Source organism: Streptomyces sp. CO7 (genome assembly GCF_053474865.1).
This window is the reverse complement of the sequence record NZ_JBRIOU010000002.1, coordinates 1,631,550-1,632,694: the sequence shown is the minus strand read 5'-3', so window position 1 is coordinate 1,632,694 and position 1,145 is coordinate 1,631,550. Positions and strand designations below refer to the sequence as shown.

1 protein-coding gene and 1 pseudogene are annotated in these 1,145 nt (G+C 75.6%); both read right to left on the bottom strand.

All coding sequences use genetic code 11. The annotated features are described in order from the left end of the window. Positions 1 to 240: 240 nt before the first annotated feature. Positions 241 to 603 (bottom strand): hypothetical protein, encoded by a 363-nt coding sequence (locus ACOV8S_RS09565; RefSeq protein ID WP_448317277.1) that lies wholly within the window; start codon positions 601 to 603, stop codon positions 241 to 243. Between the two features lie 56 nt (positions 604 to 659). Next, a pseudogene (locus ACOV8S_RS09560) lies at positions 660 to 1,145 on the bottom strand (hypothetical protein); the annotation flags it as partial.

Below are 1,145 nucleotides of genomic sequence, written 5' to 3'. Positions count from 1 at the left end.
GAGGCGCTCCCCGGCGGCGTGCGGCACGCCGCCGGGGAGCGCCTCAGAGGGCGCGGGACGGCCGAGGGCGGTTGCGGGCCTCGGCGCGCATGAGGGCTCCGCCGCGTCCGACGGCCTCCGCCCACCGTGTCCGGCGGCTGTCGTCGCGCAGGAGGGCCCTCCCCCGCGTCGGACGTCTCTGCCCCGCGTCGGACCGGCCCTCGCCGTGGTGCCGGACCGCTCGCTCGGGGAGCGGGCCGGTCAGCGGACGGGGCGCAATCGGTGGAGGGTGGTCGCGAGCGAGACCTCGGTGTCGTCGCCCCAGGTACAGACCTCCAGCCACGAGAGACGGCCGTCCTGGACGAACAGCAGGACCTCACCGGGGCAGGTTCCGTCCTCCATGACGAACCGGGCCTCTGCGGCGATCGCCGTGCCGGGACCGGTGGGGGCGCGTTCCACGGTCTCGCTGTCGAGCTGGAAGTAGGCGCTGCCGCATCCGCAGGTGCAGCGGGTGCGGACGGTCAGGTGCGGTATCTGGGCCCGTAAGGCGGCGTGGACGGCGTTGTCGGGGCCGAGTACGGCGTCCAGCGCTTCGGTCACGTCGGCGGGCAGTGCAGCGTTCATCTGTGCACGGTAGCCGGTGGTCCGGTTCGGGAGGGAGGGGCTGGAGCCGATCCGGGTCAGTCCGTCGGGAGCAGCGCGCCCGGCCGCACGGGACGGCCGAGAAGTTGCAGGACCAGGTTGCGGTGGGCGGCGTGGAGCGTGCGGACGGCGGCGCGGGCGATGCCGGGTTTGACGGCGCGGGCGCCGTCGCGGGGGCGTCCGGGCTTGGTGGGGATCCACAGGTGGCCGGGGTCGCTGCCCTCGAGGCGGTCGGTGATGTGGCCGCGGACGTCGAGCCAGCGGCCGAGGATCTCGGCCGTGCGGGCGTCCAGAGGTTCCGGGCCGGTGTCGAGGTGGACGAGGCGCCGCGGGAGGTCGATGTCGGCGGTGCGCAGCCGGTGCAGTTCCGGGACGGTGCGTCCGGTGCCTGCGACGAGGGCGGCAACCGCGGCGGTGCGGATGCTGGTGGCCGCGTTCGCGCCGGAGGGGCGCTTGACGGCGAGGGTGTGCAGGAGCCGGTCCGCCTCCGTGGGGGTGAGGCGTTCGCCGGTGCCCTGGGGGGC